Source organism: Marinobacter shunpengi, assembly GCF_045449715.1.
GTDB lineage: Bacteria > Pseudomonadota > Gammaproteobacteria > Pseudomonadales > Oleiphilaceae > Marinobacter.
Genome location: NZ_JBJJLA010000017.1, coordinates 221316 through 242063, shown reverse-complemented (window position 1 = coordinate 242063; position 20748 = coordinate 221316). Strand labels below are relative to the sequence as shown.

The following is a 20748-nucleotide window of genomic DNA, read 5'->3' as shown; positions in this document are numbered from 1 at the left end:
GCTCCAATTTTGCTAGCCGATCTAGCAACTCCCTCCTGATTGAAACAGTTTCCTCGTCATCGTATATGCCCATTGGCTGTGGATCAGTTTCTGAAAGGTTCCATTCCTGAATTCGTCTCTTCAGCTCAGACGGCAAATGCGGAGACAACCGAGTGTAAAGGTCAGTAGACCTGAAGGAATATGGAGTGAACTTTGATTTGAGAACACCGCGACATTGTGCAATTAACTGTTCACGATTGTCATTCCTCCTCTGCCTCCTCCGAAATGCATCATCGAACCAAGGTCTACATAAAGCTCCAACAACAATCCCTATGAGGCCAGAAATAATTTCCAACATGTCACTCTCCAATAGCGAGAACTGTTTTTCCAACTACGTCCTCAAGGTAACTCGGGCTTAAATGAGCATACCGCATAGTAAGCTTGATATCCGAATGCCCCAGGATCTTCTGCAACGTGAGGATATCGCCACCTTTCATAATGAAGTGACTGGCGAAGGTGTGCCGGCAGACGTGGGTAAGCTGTCCAGGTGGTAGCTTGACTCCGGCCCGCTTGATGGCACTGCGAAATGCCGCACTGCAACTGACGAAGGGCACTTCCTGGATCAGTTCCTTGTAGAGTGATTCCGATATCGGAACGCTCCTGGACTTGCCGGACTTGGTGTAGTTATAGGTCACCCGGTACGGGGTGAAGCTTGCCCTGGTTACGCCTTCTGCTTCTGACCATCGAGCACCCGTTGCCAGCGCCAGGCGGGTGACATGGTATAGGCTGGGATTCGATGACGCCTGGCACTCTTCCAGAAGTCGCCGGATCTGTTCGTCCGTGAGGAAGGCCAGTTCCTGTTCATCCAGCTTGAACTTACGCAGGTTCTTCAGCGGGTTCGGGTGTTTCCACTCGCCCTGCCTGGTTAGCTCGTTGAAGACCGCGCTCAGGTAGGTGTGTTCGTGGTTCAGGGTGTTCTCCCCTACCCCGTCGTTTTCCATCCGTACACGGCGATAGGTGGCAAACTGCGACGTCGTAAAGTCGGTTGCCCTGGGATTGCCCAATCGATCGCAGAGGGCAAACAGCTTGCGCTTTCGGCCTTTGGCATCTTTCAGGGTGTGGCCGTAGCTGTCATACCACTGCTGCACCAGGTCCTTCAGGGTTCGGCGATCCATTGACGGGTTCCAGTCCTTCCCTTCGGCCTGCCTGACCTGGAGGTACTGGAGAAAACGCCTGGCTTCTGCCTTTGTATCGAAGCTTTTACGGAGTCGCTTAGACCCCCTGCCATTCTGGCGGACGTCTACCTGCCATCGTCCCGATGGTAGCTTTCGGATCATGCGGCCACCTTGGTCAGCAGTCGTCGTCGGGTAAGCCCTTCCTGGACGAGCTGAAATAGCTCGTTTTCGTAGATCTCCCGTCGTCGGTAGTAGTTGCAGAGATCTTCCCAGAGCCCCGATTTCTTGAGGCAGTCCCAGGCCTGTCTTGCGTTAAACCGGTTGCGGGCGTAGATCGACAGCAGGTTGCCGAAGGCCAGGGAGACATTCTTTTCGTTGCCGCAACCGGGTTCCTTTTTTGCGCGTTTGTAGGTCAGGCTGGGGGGCGGGTGGCCAAAGCTGACATCGTCCCGCAGCTTGGTCCAGATGGGGTGCACCCACTCCCGTTTGACCTCGTAGCGGTTGCCCTGGAGGGCGTATTGCCAGAGGCCGGTCAGGTGCGGGACGGCATCGGCGAAGGTCTTGATGCCTTTCATGCCAGGGGTGCCGTCGGAGATCTCGTTGACGATCCGGTGGTGGTAGCGGATCTCCAGGCGCCAGACGGGTTTTTCGGGGTCATAACAGGTGTCCGGGAAGGACTGTTCACTGACGGCGCATTCCCAGATGCCTTCCATGAAGGCGCGTTTGTCGGAGACGTCGATTTCCTTGCTCTTGTCGTACAGGCACACCTGCAGGCTGTTGGCCTTGCCGAAGGTGAAGGTCTCCCCTCTTCCGTTGATGGTGGCGCCCTGGAGCCCCTGGAACGCCAGTTCACTGATGCCGTTGTGGCAACTGATGGTCCGGGCTCGGGTAACGAAGTGGCTGGGTAGATCCTGGGGCGGTTCCCAGCCCTGGAAGTCCACGGCCAGGTGGAGCGCGATACCGACCGGGTTAATGGCGTTCAGGAAGAGCATGCCCCATTCCGTCAGCTCGTCGTGCACCTGGTCGCTGGAGCGCTCATATAGCCATCTGGGGCTGGTCTCGATCTTGACGTGGGTGCCCTGGCTGTCAGCGTCCGCGTAGAAGTTCTGGACAAGGATGGTCAGGCCGATCTCCCGGTTCTGGAGCAGGTACTTGAAGCCGCCCCGTCTGCCGGACATGAGCCGGAACTCGGTGTTGTTCAGGGTGATGCTGGCATTGAAGCCTTCTTCGTAGGCGTTGGCGATGTCGGCAAGGATCTGGGGTTTCAGGCGTCCCTGGAACAGTTGTCGGACGGTGTCCACCCCACTCCAGAGGATGTTGACCTTTTCCAGGTTGACCTGTTGGCCGTCGGGTCCGATGAACAGGTTCCCCGTGCCAATCTCCCCGGTCCGGATATCCATGCGTTCAAAGTCTCTGATTTTCATCTGTGGCCTTCTGTGGTTGTCTGTGGCTGTTAAACGACTGGGGTCGTTTTCCATGAGACGTGTTACAGGGTGGTCTCCGGGCCGTCGGCCCCGTCGTCGCGGTCGCTCCTCGCCATCGTCGCTACCGCTCCGCCGGGGCCTCGTTGGCGGTTTTCACAAGGTTGTTGTCGGTGTTTATGGGCTGCATCCAGGGGGTGGGTTCCGGCCGGGGGTCGGGTTTTCTTATCCGGGAGCGTTCGCAGTAGATCTCCCGGACCTTCTGCTGGCCGTACCACAGCGAGCCATGGCAGGGGCCCTGGTACTGGATGGCGTAGCCGTAGGCAGCCAGCTCCTGGTGATCTATGGAGAACTCCCCTTCCCGATCCTGGCCATGGAGCAGGTAACGCTGGTTGATGGTGCCGGTGATGATCAGGTGCGCGTCCTGGAACGGGTGGGTTACGCCACCATGGTTTTCAGGGCCAGGCGCAGGATCGCGGAGGCGAGCACCATCAGGAACAACATCAGGCCCACTCTGAGCAGCGCCCGGCTCGCTTTCCTCAGGAACCACTTCAGGTGTCCGATCCCTTTGGAAAATGCTGACCGACAGATAGAGGAAGACCAGTAGCGAAATTCCAGCAAGCGAAAGGTAGCCCACAACGCGCTTATCCTTAAAAACGCTTTGGGGGCCTTGATTGGACTGGTGTTCGCCGGTTTTGGTGCTTTGGTAGGTCTGGAAGACGGTTTCGTCCGATTTGTACTCTTTCGGGACACCGTATGCATGGGACTTGGCTTTACCATTGTTTTCGGGGTCATGTTCCACCTCTCGCCATTTGCCCTTCTTCCAGGGCAGCAACTCGCCCATGGAGTAATGCCGGAAGGCCACCTGGGCGGCCTGCCGGATATCCATGTGGACCTTGGAGATATTGGGGGTGCACAGGAACACGTCCCAGTTGTAGTGCCGGTGCATGTCGTAGGCTTCGAACATGTCGGCGGGACGTTCGTCCTGTTTGGCCTGATCGGGGCCGCCGGGGTAGTCGAGGTTTTCCGGTTTGAAGTCCTTGCGCTTGGCCGGGTAGATGGCCTGGGCCTCGTCGATGATGACCATGGCCCCAGGGGGTGCCCAGTGGAACCACCGGGCCATGTAGGCCTTTTCCTCTCGCCCTTCGGTGTTGACGTTGAGGATGGCCGCGTCGTCCGGGAGGGGTTCCTGGAGGGCGTCTTCCACTTTCTCGATGCTGTCGAAGCCGCGGATGTTGGTGACCACCGTGCGCCCTTCCTTCAGGGCGGGGATGGCGTGGCGCTGGAGGACACCGAAGGATTTATAGGAACCGGGGTGACCGTGGTGAATGATGATGCTCATGACAACACGTCCATGACGTAGCGGGTGACCCGGGCATTGATGAGCATGTTCAGGGCTTCGGGCAGCTTGAGGTAGGTGGCCACACCCAGGACCTGCGAATCCAGTTGGCCCCATAGGTTCTCGATGGTGCCGGAGACGTTGAGCTGGGTCAGGATCTCCCGCGCCACTTCCCAGCTGTAGCCGATGAAGGCGATCTTGGCCTTGGTGAAGGATATGACCATCCAGGCGCCGACCTTGACCATGAAGTCATCGACAAAGTCGGGAATGCTGCCCAGGAAGGTCCAGAATGCGTTGAAGAAATCAGCGATAAATTCCATGGTTACCCCCTTCCGGTGAACAGGATGCCCGCCGAGATAAAGGCGGCGCAGAACAGGACGACGGCCCCCAGGATGTTGAGGCCGTCGAGGAATCGGTTGAGGCTGAAGTTGACGGGGACGCCCTTGATGTCGTGGACGTCGTCGGCGACGGAGCCACCGCCGGAGAGGTTGGTGCCGAACATGGCCTGGACTTCGTTCTTGATGTCCTGGATCTTTTGCTTGTAGTCGTTCATGACCTGGTCGTATTCCTCGTCGGTGTCACTCAAGGTCAGGTCGATTTCTTCGCCGCTCCAGGTGACGGGGTCGCCCTCGCCTTCTCCGTCGCCGCTTCCGCCGCCAGAGCCATTACCATCATCAGAGCCGTCGTCGCCTGATCCATCATCACCGCTGCCGTCATCCGATCCGTCGTCACTTCCGTCACCGTCATCACCAGTGCCATCGTCGTCGCCGGATCCGTCGTCACCGCCATCACCACCGTCGCCGTCTCCCCCATCGTCACCGCCGTCGTCATTTCCGTCGTCGCCGTCATCGTCCTGTTGACCGCCTTCGGACGCATTGGAGGTCTCGCAGTATTCACCGGTGCTGGCGGCTTCGTAGAATGTCCAGGAGATGACATTGCCCTGGGCGTCCTCTTCGTAGGCCGACGGGCCTCCCAGGGAGAAGGTGCAGGAGCTAAAGCAGGCTTCGAAGCCGATGGCGGCGGGATCGGGTACGGAGAGTGAGCGGGTGTTGCCGGCAGGGATCTCGCATTCAGGCCCCTTGTACCAGAAATAGGTCTGGCCACCAGCATCACTATCATTGCTCTGACGATAGGTGCGACGGCTGACGGCGTACTGATACGTGCCAGTGTCAGAAAGCTGGCCCGCATCCGTGCATACATAATAATAACTCTCTGGATTGCTATGTTCGGTCGACTCGCACGCCGACATGGCTTCCTCCAGGGAGTCATATTCCGCCAACGCAGACTCTGCCAATAGCAACGAACAGATGGGCAATAAGCGCCAGTAACGCGATGTCTTTCGGATCATTAAACCAAACACGTTCGATCCCCTAACGATGAAAAAGGGCCGGATGCCCGGCCCTTGGTTAGTGGGTGTTGTAGCCGAGGGCGAACATCGAGGCCCAGAGGGCCCCGATTAAGACACCCGTGGCCATTACCGGCGCAGGATGCTGACGATCATGCCCAGACCGGTGACGATGGCCACCAGGGCAATCACGCCAGTCACGGCGGTGGTGACGTTGGTGGAGCCGTCGGTGAACGCCCCGTTGATGGCTTCGCTGTGGTCCACGGCGGCCGCAGTACCCGCCGCGAAGCCAGCCACCAGGGCGGTGCCGATCTTGGCGCTGCGACGAGCCCAAACGCCGTTCTTCTGTTGCTTCATTTCGATAACTTCAGACATGGTGTTTTCTCCGGTTTGGTTTTTAAGAGACCTTCCGCATGACCTGGACGACCCGGCCCAGTCCGAGACCGATGGCCCAGAACACCAGGGCCGATCCCATGACGAGGCCGATCATTTCAGGATCGGGCGAAAGGTATTCAGCGAAGACCGTTTCGATGTCTTCGGGCTGAATGGCTTCCACGGTCCAGGTGCCGCCGGTGCAGGCCATGACCGCCGAGCCGTTGACGGCTTCGGTGGTCAGGGTGCCGGTGCATTGGTAGTTCTGGACCGTGGGCATATCTCGGTGTCCTTACGCCGCCGGTTTGCGGGTGGCGTCCTGGGGTTTCAGCTCCAGGGCCTTGAAGGTGACCTTGCCCCCTGCCCCGGCTTTCATCTGGGCCTTGACGATGAACGGCGCCGGGAGCTTGTCGGCGTGGTTGCGGAGCTGGTCGATGTGTTTCCAGTCGCAGGCGATCTTCATGACTTCGTTGCCGACCCGGTTGTCGTCGGTGGCTTCGGCGGGGCTATAGGCCCAGACGGATCCCCCTTTGTTACCGTCGATGTCGTAGCGGGTGGCGCCGATGATCATCAGGTTCAGGTAGTTTTCCATTGGTCTGTCCTCTTGCTTGGTTTGGCGTTAATGGCCCACTCGGGCCTGGGTGTTGGTCTGTGGCCACCCTGCGGGTGGCTGCGTTTGCTCACGGCTCGGAATCAAGGGGCGGGCGTCCACCCCCGTCAACGACACCGCTCGTTGTGCGCACTGTGGTCCAGTCAGTGCCCCCAGCAAGGCCAAGGGGCCTGCGGCCCTGGCGCTGCGCGCCAGCCTTGCAGGGCTCACTGCCCGGCCCCCGAATCGTGCGCGAGCGGTGACGATGACGGGGGCGGACTCGGGGACTTTTCAGGGTGGTCCTGGTCCCTTTCGAAGAAGTCCGGGCAGCCGGCCTCGACCCAGGCGGACAGGACCGCACCGCCGAGGGTGTAGAGGTCCGTGCCCCGGGCCGCCGCTTCCTTTAACAGGTCGGCGTGGATTCGGGTGGTGGCCATGACGTAAAAGCGCTTGGGCTCCGCCGGCAGGTTCTTCTTGCGTTTGGGGATGGTGTTCATGGGTGTGTCTCCGTCTCTGTCACCATCGGGAGATCCAGGGCGCCGTGGTCCCAGGCGTCGCGCAGCTTGGTCAGGCGGTCAAACGCCGGGCTGTGGTAGCCCCTGGCTTCCAGGTCGTGAATGAGTTGGTCGGTAAAGGTGGCCTTGCACCGGGCGACGTAGTCGCACGGGTAGTCGGTGTGGACTTCCTGCAATTGGTCCAGGCGGTTGGCCAGGGTGATAAACAGGCATTCCAGGGCGTCAGTAAAAAGGCCTTCCAGGGCGTCGGTGGTGAGCGCAGAGGACGAGGCTGGGCCCTGGAAGGCAAAACTGTCTCGGATGGCCGGGCGGCTGGGGGCTTCCTGGCTGTGGTATCTCATGCCGCCGCCCTCAGTGCTTTGCAGGCTTCACCGATAGCCCAAGTTTTGAAGTCCCGGGTTTTCTCTTGGGTGATGTAGTCGGCGTAGACGATAGAGAGCTGGACGAAAAACCAGTACAGGTCGCTGTCTGTACTTTGATAAGGAAAGGCGATACCGCAGAACTCGCTGAACAAGTGGCTGGCTTGTTCGTAGTCACCAGCGGACCAGATCTGCGCCGCTTGGTTAACCTTCAGAAGCATTTCTTTCTTTTTCTTCTCACGCAGTTCCGGGGTCATATGTAAACCTCCAAGCGGACGCCTTTGTAGACCTGGCCGGGCATGGCGCCGCAGCTGGATAGCTGTTCGCGTCGCAGGGCAACGGTGTCCGGCAGGGTGCCTTTGACGCTCCGGTAGTAGTCCAGGTAGTCGTCCAGCTTGGCGCGGATCTTCAGGGACCTGGGGTTGTCGTTGAAGTGGACGGCGTCGCCTTCCACTTCTGACTCGTCCTTATAAGGAGAGGTGAAGGACCAGCCGGCGGCACCGTTGACGCGGTCGCCACCAACGGCCACCCACTGGCGACCGGAAATACTGACAACGACGGTTCCAGGAGCGACCATGCAGGCCGGGCCCAGGCGGTCAGACGTCGCCACCAGTTCTTTTCCATTAAAGAACCAGAAGCCGGAAACCTGACTGCCAGCCTCACGACGAATCCGAACATACAGCGCAACATGCTCGCCTACTTTGTTCAGACGCTTCATTGCCAGTCCTCCTGTTCCAATGCCACCTGGGACAGAGCCGCAATGTTCACCATGCGCACCCGGCCAATCTTCAGGGATGGCAAATGTCCTTTTTCGATCTGGCCCCTTACCTGCCCTTCCGTTAGCCCGGTGAGCTGGGCGTAGCGGTCCTGGGTCATGACTGGCGTCGCTAATAGGATGATCTGCTTTTGCTCGTCCACTGTTTTGCACTCTGCTACACTGTTTTCCATTGCTTTGACTCAGTATTAAAAACTCAGTACTGAGTACATATTACTTACTCTAGCAGAGTGAGTATAATTTACTAATTTAAATTAATTATGATCCGTGACCGAGTGATTGAGCTTTTTGATACCCTGGACCTGACATCGAAGAAGATGGAAGAGCTAACCGGCATCGACCGGTACAAGTGGGGAAACATCCGAGGGAGAAAACAGAAGGTGAACGAGGATTACCTGGAAGCCCTTGCCAGGGTATTCCCTCAGTACTCCTACTGGATCATGACGGGCGAGACGATTCCCGAAGCTGGACAGATCAGCCCGGAGATTGAGAAGGCGCGGAAAGAGAACAGCCTGAAAACAGGATAGGTTTCAGCCTGGCGGCGAGAATCGCCAGTTCCTGGTATGGAAACCAGTGTGGGAGACAAGAAGAACAAGAGGGCTGGCCGTCGTAGTGTGTGGTGGCGGTTTCAGGCTTTAGCTGCTAACAAATTGGTGTGAGCGAGTCGTCTCGGCGTGGGCTAATAGAGGCTTTACCATTTCCGTAGCTAAAACCTATGACTCATTCCACTTCTAAGATTTCTTGGTAGAGCGCTTCCAGGTTTTCCTCAGTGATTTCACATTCCCAAACAACGATAGGCCGCCACCCAGAATCTCTCAGAGCATCCTCCACTTTCAGGTCTCGCAAGGTGTTAGATGATAATTTTTTCGACCAAAAATCCGTATGACTCGCTGGCAACTTTGCCTTTCGGCATCTTGGGTGTTGGTGCCAGAAGCACCCGTGCACGAAAACAACAACCCTCCTAGAAGGGAACACGATATCTGGCTTACCGGGTAGGTCCTTTCGATGCAAGCGGTAGCGAAGCCCCCTTCGATGCAAGAAGCGACGCACGGCAAGTTCTGGTTTCGTGTTTTTACCTTGAACTCTAGACATAACGCTACTTCGTTTCTCTGGACTGAAAATATCCATGCAAGGCTTACCTATTTTCAAGAGGCTGTCTAAGCGTTTGGGAATCTCCATGATATAGTACTGCCCAGATCAAGTTTAGACGATCTAGGGCATAGAGCGATAAGGAAAAACATGAATAATTTGAAAGCGATAGAGAGCTTTTCTGGAGCAGGAGGCATGTCAGTTGGGCTGATTCAAGCAGGCTTCGACGTGAAATTTGCCTTTGATAACGATCAGCGCTCGGTAGAAACCTATCGACATAACATTGGGCACCACGTGGATACGCTCGACGCAAGTTCCGTTACCGGAGCGGAACTGATGGAACGAGCAGGCTTGCCCAAAGGAGAGCTTGACCTGTTTTCGGGGGGGCCACCTTGTCAAGGCTTTTCAAAACAACGACGTGGGGCAGCTGCCTTAGATGACCCAAGAAACGAGCTAGTTCGCCATTTTGCCAGATTAGTGCAAGAAGTTTCGCCTAAAGCATTTTTGTTCGAAAATGTTCAAATATTCGGACAAAAGCGTGGAAAAAAGCTGATTGAAGAGCTCTCTGAAAAGCTATCAAATTACGACGTCTACGACTTCTTTGTTTGCTCTTCCGATTTCGGAATTGCGCAATCCAGAGGGCGCTTTCTAATGATTGGGCTACGCAAGGACCTTGGCGCTGCTCCACCACTGCTGCCGACTTCAACTAAGTCAGCCACAGTGAGAGACGCGATTGGCGATTTACCCCCGCCTCCGAGCGATTACACTGAACATCCTATGATCCCTAACCATATCCAGTGCAAAATCTCGGATATGAATAAGCTCAGGATTTCACATGTGCCCCAAGGCGGTGGTTGGCGAGATATCCCCTATGAATTGCGATTACCCTGCCACCAAAGGGTAAATACGACCAAGGGTGGCTGGCCTGATGTTTATGGTCGGCTCAGCTGGAACAGTGTTTGTCCTACTATTACCGGAGGCTTCGATAGTTTTTCACGCGGCCGCTACGCACACCCGGATCAGGACAGGTCTATCACTCCACGAGAAGCAGCGCGACTCCAAGGATTTAGTGACGACTTTCGTTTCTTAGGGAATCGTGCAGATGTGCGCAGGATGATCGGAAATGCCGTTCCACCACCGTTGGCCAAAGCTGCAGGACAAGCAATAGTACGGTCGTTAGAGAGTACTGCGCCCTGGGCTAAACCAAAAGATCTACCACAGAAAGAAAACAAGACCTCAATGACAGTTCTTTCATAATTTCGACTTTCTATTAACTTAATGTAGGCTGTTCCCCCAAACGGGGAAATTAATATGCATGACGTCCAAAAGCAGTATAAAGCACTTACTAACCTTACCAAGACAACCGACCTTGGCAGCCAGGCGATAGCCGAAAAACTGGAGCGATTATGCTCTGAGGCCGCCAAATTTGCTGCCGAAGAATTGACCATCGAAGAAGTTAATTCGAAAGTTCCTGGCAAGCGTTACGGTGTACTCCGCCGACCTAGTGATGGCAAGCGATCCAGACCCATCAATCTTGATAGATACAACGCACTTCTTGCGGAAGACTTTCTGAAAAGCAAGGGACTAGCTGACATCGAGGACTTAGAGGCCAACGAGCGGAGCTGCTTGCTCTATTCAATGGTGATGTCTTTTTGCGCTGCCAACGACATCCTTAAATCAGGAGACAAGAAGAGCCCTGGCACCTTCTTCGAAATCTTTGTTGGACACCTATTTTCTGCTAAGTACGATCTCAACCCAATGAAGCACATCCAAGTTTTAAATTTGGACGCAGATAGCAAGTTGCCCACGGATTTCATCTTCGACTTGGGACCCGAGAAGAGCAAGATTCACCTACCTATCAAGTTATCAACTCGTGAGCGTGTGGTACAAGTCTGGGCTCACCAACGCGTATTGGACGGGGTGTTCGGCACAGAGCGCTTCAAAGGAGTTTTAGTAATTCTTGCCGAAACCAATTACCAAGGTAAAGATAACTCTGTAGTCGAAGTCTGCTTACCTCAACAATGGGCGGTCTACCAAATGTTTATTGCACGCATGTTCCGCGTTTATTATTTAGACGTGCCCGAAAAATATCGGAGCCTAAGCAAGCAATATCCTTTTATCCAGGTTCGTGACTTTGCTGACTTCTTTGATGAGGCAGATAAAATAGTCGGCCCGCCTGAAGCACCCTAAAGGATGCCAATAGCTGCTTCTGTCTGATTATAGTGAACTACGGTCTAACATCGAAAAAGACCGTTAATCTATACAGTAAATCTGAAATACTACACTAGGCACCCGAACACCAAGACGCCTGCATGAAACGTCCTCACGGTGTCCACAGAAATGCGACTTTCAGTGGTCTACTGTGGTGATAGTTTTTCGTAAGTGACTGATTGCGCAGCATTGTGGCTTTATGTGTTGCTTGCTCACCGGATTGAAAATCCCCGTGTCGGTGGTTCGATTCCGCCTCCGGGCACCATTAGAATTCCAAAGCCCTTCGGAGAAATCCGAGGGGCTTTTTGTTTGAAGAGCTTCTACGCGCTCCGGTGGGGGTGGAAACTTTGCCTATGCTGGTGAGCCGGTCTACGCTGAGAGTTCTTCGAAAAGAAATTTCTGCAGTATTTCTTTTTTCATACACTCAATTCAGGTGATGAAAAATGAATACACGCACCGCCCTCCTATTACCGCTCCGCGTCATACTGTTTTCGATTATATCTCTTGAGGCAAACAGTGTACTGATCGACTTCAATGATCTCCCTACCCAGGTTGATCCCAGCCAACGGTGCGCCGATTGGTTTGCAGGCTCTAACTGTGTGGACGACCAATATCTGGATCTTGGCGTGCGCTTTGAGGGATTGATGGTCTATGAACCCATCGACGCGTTCCCGTTCACCCCTACGGCTTCATCCAACGCAGTCGTGAACTGGGCAGGCCCGACCGTCCGGTTTATTTTTTCCGATGATGCAAGACCAGATTATGTCAGTTTTGATGCGTGGACTCGTAATCTTGGGGGTGTTTTTGCCTGGGCCTACAACAGCGACGATGAACTTATTGCCGAAGTCCACGCAAAACCCGAAAACCCTAACCCACCAGATCCGGACAACCCGCCTCCCATCGACAAACCAAACGATGACTGGCAGTACCCTCTGTCCCCCACCACCATCTCTCTGACGGCAAAAGACATCCAATGGGTGAAAGTTGAGGGGCGTATGAATCGTCGGAGTAATCTCCACATGGACAATGTCTACTTCGGTGACACTCCCCCTGTCGACGTATCGGAACCGTCAATGCCGGCTCTTCTGGTTATCATGGGCTTAGCGCTACTTTGCCGTTCAGGGCCCCGATCCCTGCCGGGCACTTAGCACCGGAATTCAGGAGGTGAGCTACGAGCCCGCATCATTGCGAACGTATACTGATGCTCTCGGCGCGTCCACGTCACTAAGTTTTCAAGGACCTTGTGGTTTCCGGGCCAGTTATCCTGTGCCCTCATCCATCAGCGTTAAACAACCCAGCCAACCAGCTTGTCACACCTGGGTATGCCTCAAGGTCCAGCACAAACTCCTGCCCCCTGGCCGCGCTTTTTAGTCGGCATTTGCCTTCCCCTGCCCGTTGCCAGCGGTCCCGGTTGTGGTGGTAACTGAGGGGTTCCCGGCCTCCGGTTGGGAAGAAGTCTTCCGGCAGAAGCCAGTCGGTTACTCCCCGGGCATCCGGTGCCGTCAGGCGGTGGCTTTTCTTTAGGCGACCGAATATGCCGGCTCCTGACACCCCATCACCAACCCCGGGAAGATCCAGGCCTTCCGCCGACAGGTACAGGGTATTGTGCACACCCCGTTGGCCCGACAGATGGGGATGGTAGGCCGCCCAGGCCGGCACCTTGTGGTTACCGTCCAGCGGCAACACCTCTCCCGCCTGGAGCCAGCCCCACAGGGCATGGAATGGCCTGGTGCCCGGCACGAACCGCCACTGCCGACGGTGGCGCTCCACCTCACGGAACAGGGCAAAGAACAGGAACAGATCGCCGGCACACACGCCCTGTCTCATCAGGTGAGACTGGGCCTGGCCATGCTGCCCCAGGACAGGCCGCCAGCCGTTTTCCCTGGGATAGGCATCCGCTATCACGTCGGGGTCCAGGTGGGCTCCGTGGTTTGCCTTTACCTTGCCAGAGGTCAGGTGAGTGACCAGCGGACCGACGCCCTGGCCCTGGTGGCTGACCCTCCCATAGCGGATCGGCGATTGGCTGTCCGGGATCGGTAACGCCAGGGCGGAACCGTCCGGAAAGACCGGATTGGGGCATCCACCCGATGAACTGTCGAATCCCTTCCGGCTGAGGATCAGGCGCATGGCATCAGATCAGGATGGCGACCCAACAGACGGCGATGATGACCAACCCCATAAACTGCGCGGCGCTGCCCATATCCTTGGCCGACTTGGACAGTGGGTGCAGCTCCAGGGAAATCCGGTCCACCACGTGTTCAATGGACGAGTTGATCAGTTCAATGGTCAGAGAGAGTAATGGGGTCACCAGCAGGATGGCCCGTTCCGCCGGTGACACATCCACCCAGAGGGCGATGGGCAACAGGATAACGTTCAGTAGTGCCAGTTGGCGGAAGGCCGGTTCGGTACGAAAAGCCGTGCGGAAACCGTTCATGGAGTATCCGGCGGCATTGATGATTCGGCGGATACCGGTACCGCCCTTGAGCTCACGGGCCGTCTTTGGGTCGGATAGATCAGTCATGGAAGTTGCTATCTGCCTGAAAACCAGCCGACATTATGGCAGTTGTGAACGTCCGTGTCCCGGTCCCGCCAACACCGACTCCCGGTCTGGAATCGGTATCGACGGCCATGGGAAAAAACGATCTCAGCCGCGATAGCGGCGCCACGCCAGGAGCAGTCCGCCCAGGGCAAACAGCGGGAGGGAAGACGGCGCTGGCACATCTGCGACTTCCGCCAGGCTTTGTAGCACATTGACGGGAGCATCCAGGGTAAAGTGCGTTGTCACCGGAGCATTCAACCAGTGGCCGTCGCCACGGCTCTCGGAAGGCACATGGAGGGTTGACCAGATGTCCTCCGGGAAGTGGGCATCCAGCTTGTCGGCAAAGCCGTCCCCTTGCACCGGCGGCCAGAGCAGGAACATCAGTTCCAGGGTTCCGGCTTCACCGGTCATTTCGTCCGTGCCATTAACGAGGCCACCGCTCACCACGTTGGCATTGTAGTATTCACCGACCTGGGTCAGTGCCTGCGGGGAGCCATCAGACCAGGAAAAGACAAACTCATCACAAACCAGCTGCCCCCCGACAACGGCATTCAGGTCGGTGTCGGCAAGGATGAAACCGTTACCGCTCACGGAGTGCTCGGGATCGTATGACTCGAAGTTCAGGTCGTAATGCAACAGGCCTGCATTGGCCAGGGAGGGTGTAATAAAGGCAATTGCCCAAAAGAACCTGCGAAACATGGTGCATCCTTTTCATTTGTTGTCCTGATGATCGGCTATGCACAAGCAAAGACTGGGCCTACAACCAGATATCAACAGGTTATCAGCGACAACATTGGTAGGAGTTAAATAAATGGACGGCAATTTATACCCATTTCGACGACACCAAGAGCCAGGCTTCGGTCCTTTCCCCTGGATTATTGATGCCTGAATCCCGGCGGCTCAACGATTTCCCCGCCCGAACGTCCCAATCTCTGATACCCCGGGTAGTTCAAAAAGCGGGATGATGGCGTTACGATTTGCCATCGTTTAAATCATCGACATCATTCTGGACCCTACATGACAGTGCATAAATACCTGGCCTTACCCTTCCTGGCCCTCATCCTGGCCCTGACAGGCTGTGGCAGCCCCGAAACACCCCAGGAAGTCACCCGTGAGTTCTGGTCCGCGGTGCTGGACGGTGATGCCGAAACCGCCGCAGAACTATCGACGCTGGTGGACGAGTCCGGCTTCGACGGCTATTCCCTGGACTGGGACGGTGCCGAGGTGAGCTGGGGACGGGTCACCGTGGAAGGCCAGGAAGCGCAGATTGACACCGTGTTCAGCGACCTGCCCGACATGAAGGGAGGCGAGCTGGAAACCACCACCTACCTGGTCCGCATCAACGACCAGTGGCAGGTGGACTATCATCGTACCGGCGACGAAATCAGCACGGATGTCCGTATCGGCAGCCTGATGGGGAGCGTCCGCGATTTCGGGGACAGCCTGCGCTCACGCCTGGCGGATGAGTCGGACCGGGCAAACCAGGAGCTGGACCGTCTGATCGATGACTTTTCGGCCTTCTCAGAGGATACGCAGGAAGAAATGTCCGCCCTGTTCGAACAGTACGGTGACAGTCTGGAAAAACGGATGGAGGAACTGTCCCGTTCGCTGGACGAGGCCCTGGAGCAAGCCCCCTCCGCGAGCGAGGAGGAACGCGAGACCATCGAACAGGCCCAGGAAGGATTGGAGCGCCAGCAGGATGCCCTGGACGGCGGCGACCCCGAGACCATTGCCGAGGTCAGCAAGGAGTTGGCCCGCATTCAGGAGCAGCTATCAGAGCTCTCCGACCAGTCCTTCGCGCGCCTCAAGGAAGAACTCCAGCGCTGGTCCCAGGCGTTGAACCGGGAACTGGAGCAGTTGAACCGGGATGCCCGGATGAAGGAACAGCACAGTATCTGACCGGCCAGAGGACTTTCGTAAGGACGCCTCAGGCAGCCTTGCGGAAGTCCTCTGACCTGACCCTGTTGTCGCGACTGCGCTTGTACTTGGTCTTGTCCTCTACCACCCGCATCTGGAACTTGGGTGTTCTCAGGTCACGCTGGACCGCGCTATGATTGGTGGGCCTTGCCCGTCGTTTAGCCATGACAATCTCCTTGCTGGCGTGTGAGTTACGCGGCGGATTATAGCATCCGGAATTTCAGGTGAGCATAAGCAATGTCACTCTCTGTCTGGCTGACCTTTGTGGTGGCCGCCATCCTCATATCCGTGTCCCCCGGCGCCGGGGCCGTCAACACCATGAGCAACGGGCTGCAGTACGGTGTACGCCGGTCCATGCCCGCGATCCTGGGCCTGCAACTGGGCTATGGCGCCCAGATACTGCTGGTGGGTGCCGGGCTGGGGGCCGTGATTGCCTCATCCAACATCGCCCTGTCGGTCATCAAGTGGCTTGGGGTGGCCTATCTGGTCTGGCTGGGCATACAGAAATGGCGCGAACCGGCGGTGGCGCATTCTTCCGACGGACAGGCGGAGGTCAGCGATGGTCGCCGTTTCTGGCGGGCGACGGTCGTAAACCTGACCAACCCCAAGGCCACGGTGTTCCTGATCGCCCTGTTTCCCCAGTTCCTGGTGGCGGAAGCCCCCCATGCGCCACAACTTGCCACCATGGGCATTACGCTGATCATCGTGGATTGCATGGTGATGCTTGGCTATGCCCTGCTTGCCAGCCAGCTGTTCCGCTTCATGACCACACCCCGGCGCCAGAAACGCATGAACCAGGTGTTTGGCGGCCTGTTCGTGGTGGCCGCTGTTGCCCTGGCAAGCTTCCGGCGCGCCTGAGCGACAACCGGGGTGACGCCGGCTAGAAGAATGATTATCCTTGCCCCGGCACGGATTCCCTCCGTGCGCCAGCCATCCGTCAGACCCTATCAGACAGGAGCCACACTTGACGTTCAGGACGATACTCATTGCCCTCCTGGTGATCGCCGGTCCCACCAGCCCCGTCTTTGCCAGGGGGATACCGCCGGTGGACGTGACCGTATCCGGTGAGGCCTCGCCGGAACTGCTGGCCGATTTCCGCCAGGCGCTGAACCGCATGGCCAACCGGCAGACCAACGGCGCTCAGCCCCCATCACCAGCCCGGGATGAGGGACTCATCGACCTGGAGCAGTTCTGGAAAGTCGAGCAGGACGTACCCTACGCCATCGGCGGGGACAGCCCTCGTCAGCGGCTCAACATCACCTACCCGTTTGAAGGCGAGCCGCCCTACCGGTTTATCGTGCATTTCCACGGTGGCGACTGGGCGACCGGAAGCAGACAGTCCGCCGCCAACGCTCCCGCCTACTGGGCCATCTACCAGGGCTATGCCGTAGTGGATGTGGGTTACCGCCTGGCGGATAAGGCCCAGTGGCCCGCCCAGCTCCACGATGCCAAGGCCGCCATTCGTTTCCTCCGCGCCAACGCCGACCAGTACCAACTGGATGCCGAGCGCATCGTTGTTATGGGCAGCGGCGCCGGCGGACACCTGGCCCAGATGCTGGCCGCCACCAACGGGGATTCCGCCGCCCAGGACCCGGACATGGGTTATGGTGATGCCTCCCCGGAGGTGCAGGGCGTTGTTTCCTGGTCCGGCGTATCCGATATCACCACCATGGGGGAACAGGGTCGTACAGCGGCGGACCGGCTAATGGGGTATCCCGCCTACCAGAGCGAACTGGCCCTGGAGGCCAGCCCGGTGGCCCGGGTGCATGAGAATTTCCCGCCCATCCTGCTGCTCCACGGCACCAACGACCGCTGGGCACCCTTTGAACAGTCCGCCCGTATGGCGATTCGGGTCAATGCCGCAACCGGCCGGTCCACGGCCACCCTGGATCTATTGATCAATGCCCGCCACCAGGACCCGCGTATCGGGACAAAAGAGATAATGTCGAAGAGTCTCAATTTCGTGGACAGGATACTGTTTCCCGACGACGGCAATCCCCACCGGTCCACCTTCTATCCTGGCATCCAGACCACGGGGACTTCAGAGCAACCCTGATCCACCATTACCCAAGGATGCACTCACGCCCCAGGCGACCACTGAGCACCCGGCGCCTGGCCCGGAGCCGGTTCCCCTCGGCATTGCCATAACCGGCCCGTAGCCGGCTCTGGATATTATCCAGTTCCTGCCGGTACTGCTCACACTGTCGGCGCTGCCGGTCAGCGGCCTCTCGCCCCCCGTCGAATTCACCCCGCCTGCTGGAGGGGGAAGTGGCGACCGTCTCATCAATGGCGGAGGCCGCGTCCAGATTCTCCTTCATGGGCACCAGGACCGGCTGGTCCAGTTCCAGCTGCCGGCTCTGGCCGTGGGCCGGGGCCTGGTCCGAGAAATGAGTTACCCCGTGTTCATCGGTCCAGGTATGGATACCGTCAGCGCAGGCGTCGTGGGAATAGACTGAGAGGGGAGACACTGTGATACACAGCATCGGGAGCCATCCTGGCTTCATGCAACATCCTTATTGGTCGGTTGGGAAAGTCGCATCCAGCGACAACCATCCTATTATCCACACCTCGGGAAACGGGCGACACTGTTCACATTATAAACACATGCACCCACGGCGGGGATGGATTGCCTGCCCGTTACGGGATTTTTGATCTATGCTGGTCTATTGATAAATATCAACAACAAAAAAAGAGATAAGTCCATGAAGACTGTCAAGCGTAGCGATATGGTTATCCCGGCCTGGCTGATGATCCTTACGGGGTCCGGAGCATTCCTCTATTGCGCCTATGCCGGCCTGCTGTCCGGCTGACACTCTGGTGTCCCTTAACATAAGTTCGCAGCATTTCAGGGGCTGTGTCAGACAGTACTACAAGGCGCGTTCCGCCGGGAATAGTGGCTCTATTGCCAAGGGACGCACCATTCCCGGCGAGCCGCGCCTCGCCAGGGGCTTTGTATGGCACGCTGAAACTCTGCGAACTTATGTTAAGGGACACTAGGGCTCGCCGCCCACGGATTCGCCCTCGCCTGCTTCATCGTTGGCGGCATTATCTTCCTGACTGCCTGAGCGGCTGTCCGCCCTGGCCTGCCTCATAAACGCCATGCCGCTCTGCAGCACCATGGCCCGGAAGCGGGCATCCGCCTGACCGAAAATACCGAGGGCAAAGGCGCCCAGAGCGGCTTCCAGGGGGTTTTCGCGGATGGTGTTTTCCAGCCGATCACGAAGGGAAAGGCCCGGCTCGCCACCGCTGCCCGAGGTCGCCCGGGCACTGAGCAGGCGCCAGAAAAACAGCCCCAGCAACAGGAAACAGAGCCCACCGGAAATGGCCAACGCCCCCGCCTGACCGACTAGCGGGCTGAGCCCCGCCGTGGTAGCCCACAGCAGCAGCACCAGCCCGGCAATCAGCAGGGCGGACAACAGGGCAACGGTTAACAACACCCCGACCAGGGCGGCGACCGCCTTACGTGCCAGCCCTTCCATTTCCTGTTTTGACAGCATGGTTACCGGTCTAGCAACTTGCCGACCACAAGGCCTGCCAGGAACAGGATCAGTACAGTAAGGAACGGGCGCTGGGTGATACGCTCCTCAACGTCGTGAATCGCCTTCTCACCGGCTCCACGGGCTGAGTTCAACGCCTCCTGTCCTTCCCGACGCAACTCTTCGCGGAAACTGTTGAAACTGTCTTTCTGACCATCGGCAACGCTACGGCTGAGCTTGGCAAAATCCTCCCTGAGCGCCTTCAGGTCAGCCTTGACCTGTTCGTACTCGGCGTTCTGCTTCTTCGCATCCTGGGATTGGGCTTCCATAGTAGCCTCCTTGGTTGGACCAATGGATATTCAGGTCTAGCTCTCTCAAGGTAGCACAGAGCCTGTGGCCCATGCAGACATTGCCGAAATGTCACTGGTTTATCGATGGCCCCCGATCAAGCAACTCGATCCAGTGGCGTACTGGCACCGTTGACCGGGTTTCCAGATGGAGTTGGCAGCCCACATTGGCCGTCACAATCTCATCGGGCTGCTCCACCGTCAGCGCCTGCAGCTTATTGATGAGCAGGCGCTGGCTCAGTTCCGGCTGCAACACGGAATAGGTGCCAGCGGAACCGCAACAGAGATGCCTGTCCGTGGTGGTCGCAAGTTCCACACCGGCCTTCTCCAGCACCTCCTCCACAACGCCCCCCTGTTTCATGGCATGTTGCAGGGTACAGGGACAATGGAATGCCACCTTGCCCCTGGCACCGGAGCGCTGCAGGGGGCCAAGGTCCTGTTGCAGCAGAAAGGCCCCCAGGTCCATGGTCAGCTCGCTGACCCTGCGCGCCCTGTCGGCGTAGGCCGGATCACCCTTCAGCAGGTGCCCGTAATCCTGGACCATGGCACCACAACCGGACGCGGTCATAACGATCGCCTCCGCACCGTTCTCGATGGCGGGCCACCAGGCATCGATATTGCGCCGCATGTGATCGAGGCCGTCTTCATGGTCACCCAGGTGATAGTTCACCGCACCGCAGCAGCCCGCCTGCGGCGCCTCCATCAGGGTAATGCCCAGACGGTCCAGTACTCGGGCAGCCGCTGCATTGGTGTTGGGCGTTGCCGAGGGCTGGACACAACCGGCCAGAGCCAGCACCTTGCGATCATGGGTGCCTACAGGCCAGGCATGCGCGGTTTTCTTCGGCGGAATCTTGCTGCGCAAGGGTTCCGGCACCAGCGGACGGGCGATTTGCCCCAGTCGCAGCAGGCTGCCGAACAACCGGCGGCTGGGGAGCACCCGGGTCAGCCCCCAGCGTAGCCATTTCTCATGCCGTGGCCGCTCCAGGCGTTCCTCCATAAACCCCCGGCTGATATCCAGCAGGCGGCCATATTGCACGCCCGACGGGCAGGTGGTCTCGCAGGACCGGCAGCTCAGGCACCGGTCCAGGTGCTCGCGGGTCCGTTCCGTGGTTTCCTGCCCTTCCAGGAACATCTTCATCAGGTAGATCCGGCCCCGGGGGCCGTCCCGCTCGTCCCCCAGTTCCTGATAGGTGGGACAGGTGGCGGTGCAGAAGCCACAATGGACGCAGCTACGGAGGATGTCCTCGGCTTCCTGGCCTTCCGGCTTGTTGGCGAATTCCTGAACGAGGTTGGTCTGCAT

Annotated in this window: 29 protein-coding genes; 7 read left to right on the top strand and 22 right to left on the bottom strand. The window is 57.7% G+C overall.

Translation table 11 applies throughout. From position 1 onward, the window contains the following. Positions 1-338 precede the first annotated feature (338 nt). From ACJO3T_RS11710 to ACJO3T_RS11650, 13 genes are all read right to left on the bottom strand, one after another. A complete protein-coding gene (locus ACJO3T_RS11710; RefSeq protein WP_406978553.1) occupies positions 339-1316 on the bottom strand; it encodes a phage integrase in 978 nt (325 codons plus the stop codon). Next, on the bottom strand, positions 1313-2578 hold the full coding sequence (locus ACJO3T_RS11705) for a phage replication initiation factor (protein ID WP_406978552.1): 1266 nt from the start codon (positions 2576-2578) through the stop codon (positions 1313-1315). Before ACJO3T_RS11705 ends, ACJO3T_RS11710 begins: the two co-directional genes overlap by 4 nt. A 121-nt stretch (positions 2579-2699) precedes the next feature. Next, entirely contained in the window at positions 2700-3917 is a 1218-nt protein-coding gene (locus ACJO3T_RS11700) for a zonular occludens toxin domain-containing protein (RefSeq protein ID WP_406978551.1), read from the bottom strand. Continuing rightward, positions 3914-4234 carry a DUF2523 family protein gene (locus ACJO3T_RS11695; protein WP_406978550.1) on the bottom strand — a complete coding sequence of 107 codons (321 nt, stop codon included), beginning with the start codon at positions 4232-4234 and terminating at the stop codon, positions 3914-3916. The genes ACJO3T_RS11700 and ACJO3T_RS11695 overlap by 4 nt, the downstream gene beginning before the upstream one ends. Positions 4235-4236: 2 nt before the next feature. Then, positions 4237-5193 (bottom strand): hypothetical protein, encoded by a 957-nt coding sequence (locus ACJO3T_RS11690; RefSeq protein WP_406978549.1) that lies wholly within the window; start codon positions 5191-5193, stop codon positions 4237-4239. A 195-nt stretch (positions 5194-5388) separates the two neighbouring features. Next, positions 5389-5634, bottom strand: coding sequence for a hypothetical protein (locus ACJO3T_RS11685; protein WP_406978548.1), 246 nt, complete (start codon positions 5632-5634; stop codon positions 5389-5391). Positions 5635-5656: 22 nt separating this feature from the next. Next, positions 5657-5911: a hypothetical protein gene (locus ACJO3T_RS11680; RefSeq protein WP_406978547.1), complete on the bottom strand. Its 255-nt coding sequence runs from the start codon at positions 5909-5911 to the stop codon at positions 5657-5659. 12 nt (positions 5912-5923) lie between these two features. Further along, complete coding sequence (locus tag ACJO3T_RS11675) at positions 5924-6223, bottom strand: hypothetical protein (protein ID WP_406978546.1); 300 nt, start codon at positions 6221-6223, stop codon at positions 5924-5926. Between the two features lie 224 nt (positions 6224-6447). After that, a complete protein-coding gene (locus ACJO3T_RS11670) occupies positions 6448-6717 on the bottom strand; it encodes a hypothetical protein (RefSeq protein WP_406978545.1) in 270 nt (89 codons plus the stop codon). Then, complete coding sequence (locus ACJO3T_RS11665) at positions 6714-7076, bottom strand: hypothetical protein (RefSeq protein ID WP_406978544.1); 363 nt, start codon at positions 7074-7076, stop codon at positions 6714-6716. The genes ACJO3T_RS11670 and ACJO3T_RS11665 overlap by 4 nt, the downstream gene beginning before the upstream one ends. Beyond that, positions 7073-7351, bottom strand: a complete 279-nt coding sequence (locus ACJO3T_RS11660; RefSeq protein ID WP_406978543.1) for a hypothetical protein — start codon at positions 7349-7351, stop codon at positions 7073-7075. The genes ACJO3T_RS11665 and ACJO3T_RS11660 overlap by 4 nt, the downstream gene beginning before the upstream one ends. Next, on the bottom strand, positions 7348-7812 hold the full coding sequence (locus tag ACJO3T_RS11655) for a hypothetical protein (protein WP_406978542.1): 465 nt from the start codon (positions 7810-7812) through the stop codon (positions 7348-7350). Before ACJO3T_RS11655 ends, ACJO3T_RS11660 begins: the two co-directional genes overlap by 4 nt. Next, positions 7809-8012, bottom strand: coding sequence for a hypothetical protein (locus ACJO3T_RS11650; RefSeq protein ID WP_406978541.1), 204 nt, complete (start codon positions 8010-8012; stop codon positions 7809-7811). Before ACJO3T_RS11650 ends, ACJO3T_RS11655 begins: the two co-directional genes overlap by 4 nt. 132 nt (positions 8013-8144) lie before the next feature. On the opposite strand from ACJO3T_RS11650, the gene ACJO3T_RS11645 reads away from it, so the two are divergent. Continuing rightward, on the top strand, positions 8145-8396 hold the full coding sequence (locus ACJO3T_RS11645) for a DNA-binding protein (protein WP_406978540.1): 252 nt from the start codon (positions 8145-8147) through the stop codon (positions 8394-8396). Positions 8397-8589: 193 nt separating this feature from the next. Here ACJO3T_RS11645 and ACJO3T_RS11640 read toward each other — a convergent pair whose 3' ends face one another. Next, a complete protein-coding gene (locus ACJO3T_RS11640) occupies positions 8590-8997 on the bottom strand; it encodes a very short patch repair endonuclease (RefSeq protein ID WP_406978539.1) in 408 nt (135 codons plus the stop codon). Between the two features lie 111 nt (positions 8998-9108). On the opposite strand from ACJO3T_RS11640, the gene ACJO3T_RS11635 reads away from it, so the two are divergent. The 3 genes from ACJO3T_RS11635 to ACJO3T_RS11625 all read left to right on the top strand — a co-directional run bounded on the left by ACJO3T_RS11635 (position 9109) and on the right by ACJO3T_RS11625 (position 12317). Continuing rightward, positions 9109-10215, top strand: coding sequence for a DNA cytosine methyltransferase (locus ACJO3T_RS11635; RefSeq protein WP_406978538.1), 1107 nt, complete (start codon positions 9109-9111; stop codon positions 10213-10215). 54 nt (positions 10216-10269) lie between these two features. Further along, positions 10270-11148, top strand: coding sequence for a hypothetical protein (locus ACJO3T_RS11630; protein ID WP_406978537.1), 879 nt, complete (start codon positions 10270-10272; stop codon positions 11146-11148). A 464-nt stretch (positions 11149-11612) separates the two neighbouring features. After that, positions 11613-12317: a hypothetical protein gene (locus ACJO3T_RS11625; protein ID WP_406963803.1), complete on the top strand. Its 705-nt coding sequence runs from the start codon at positions 11613-11615 to the stop codon at positions 12315-12317. Positions 12318-12441: 124 nt separating this feature from the next. Here ACJO3T_RS11625 and ACJO3T_RS11620 read toward each other — a convergent pair whose 3' ends face one another. The 3 genes from ACJO3T_RS11620 to ACJO3T_RS11610 form a co-directional block, all read right to left on the bottom strand. Next, complete coding sequence (locus ACJO3T_RS11620) at positions 12442-13296, bottom strand: Nmad3 family putative nucleotide modification protein (protein WP_406978536.1); 855 nt, start codon at positions 13294-13296, stop codon at positions 12442-12444. Positions 13297-13300: 4 nt separating this feature from the next. Next, positions 13301-13690, bottom strand: a complete 390-nt coding sequence (locus tag ACJO3T_RS11615) for a diacylglycerol kinase (protein WP_406978535.1) — start codon at positions 13688-13690, stop codon at positions 13301-13303. 123 nt (positions 13691-13813) lie between these two features. Then, positions 13814-14407: a PEP-CTERM sorting domain-containing protein gene (locus ACJO3T_RS11610; protein WP_406963800.1), complete on the bottom strand. Its 594-nt coding sequence runs from the start codon at positions 14405-14407 to the stop codon at positions 13814-13816. 318 nt (positions 14408-14725) lie between these two features. On the opposite strand from ACJO3T_RS11610, the gene ACJO3T_RS11605 reads away from it, so the two are divergent. Next, a complete protein-coding gene (locus tag ACJO3T_RS11605) occupies positions 14726-15607 on the top strand; it encodes a hypothetical protein (protein WP_406978534.1) in 882 nt (293 codons plus the stop codon). Between the two features lie 28 nt (positions 15608-15635). On the opposite strand, the gene ACJO3T_RS11600 is transcribed toward ACJO3T_RS11605, so the two are convergent. Then, a complete protein-coding gene (locus tag ACJO3T_RS11600; RefSeq protein WP_328190315.1) occupies positions 15636-15791 on the bottom strand; it encodes a hypothetical protein in 156 nt (51 codons plus the stop codon). Positions 15792-15862: 71 nt separating this feature from the next. Between ACJO3T_RS11600 and rhtB the strand changes: the two genes are divergently transcribed. Both rhtB and ACJO3T_RS11590 read left to right on the top strand, forming a co-directional pair. Then, on the top strand, positions 15863-16483 hold the full coding sequence (gene rhtB, locus ACJO3T_RS11595) for a homoserine/homoserine lactone efflux protein (protein WP_406963798.1): 621 nt from the start codon (positions 15863-15865) through the stop codon (positions 16481-16483). Between the two features lie 106 nt (positions 16484-16589). Next, positions 16590-17681, top strand: a complete 1092-nt coding sequence (locus tag ACJO3T_RS11590) for an alpha/beta hydrolase fold domain-containing protein (RefSeq protein ID WP_406978533.1) — start codon at positions 16590-16592, stop codon at positions 17679-17681. Between the two features lie 7 nt (positions 17682-17688). On the opposite strand, the gene ACJO3T_RS11585 is transcribed toward ACJO3T_RS11590, so the two are convergent. From ACJO3T_RS11585 to glcF, 4 genes are all read right to left on the bottom strand, one after another. Then, entirely contained in the window at positions 17689-18108 is a 420-nt protein-coding gene (locus tag ACJO3T_RS11585) for a DUF4124 domain-containing protein (RefSeq protein ID WP_406963796.1), read from the bottom strand. Positions 18109-18618: 510 nt separating this feature from the next. Next, positions 18619-19122: a hypothetical protein gene (locus ACJO3T_RS11580; protein WP_406963795.1), complete on the bottom strand. Its 504-nt coding sequence runs from the start codon at positions 19120-19122 to the stop codon at positions 18619-18621. A gap of 2 nt (positions 19123-19124) precedes the next feature. Beyond that, a complete protein-coding gene (locus ACJO3T_RS11575) occupies positions 19125-19430 on the bottom strand; it encodes an ElaB/YgaM/YqjD family protein (RefSeq protein ID WP_406963794.1) in 306 nt (101 codons plus the stop codon). 91 nt (positions 19431-19521) lie between these two features. After that, complete coding sequence (gene glcF, locus ACJO3T_RS11570; RefSeq protein WP_406963793.1) at positions 19522-20748, bottom strand: glycolate oxidase subunit GlcF; 1227 nt, start codon at positions 20746-20748, stop codon at positions 19522-19524.